Origin of the sequence: Pseudomonas oryzihabitans (assembly GCF_032027545.1) — a bacterium.
Taxonomy (GTDB): domain Bacteria; phylum Pseudomonadota; class Gammaproteobacteria; order Pseudomonadales; family Pseudomonadaceae; genus Chryseomonas; species Chryseomonas oryzihabitans_F.
Window position 1 is genome coordinate 1 of record NZ_JAVSJB010000122.1, and the last position, 313, is coordinate 313.

The window sequence follows — 313 nt, forward strand, 5'->3', positions numbered from 1 at the left end:
AAGGGCGATCTGCTGATCAAGAACGCAACTGCCGTCAGCAACGCCCATGGCCGGCTCAACAGCGGCGGCCTCCTGACCCTGCTGGTCGGCGGTCTGGACAACAGCAGCGGCGGCACCGTCGCCGGCCAGACCGGCTTGAGCCTCACCACGAGCGGCCGGGTGCTCAACGGCGGTGACGGTCTGCTCGCCAGCCAGGACGGTGCCTTGAACGTCACGGCCGGCAGTCTCGACAACGCCGGCGGCACCCTGCAAAGCGCCGGCGACCTGACCCTGGCCACCGGCACGGGCGATATCAGCAACGTGGGCGGCAAGG

General features: G+C 69.6%; 1 protein-coding gene. It reads left to right on the top strand.

Annotated features, from left to right (window positions below; translation table 11 throughout):
* On the top strand, positions 1–313 hold a 313-nt coding region (locus tag RND78_RS27990; RefSeq protein ID WP_312733498.1), incomplete at both ends, for a hypothetical protein.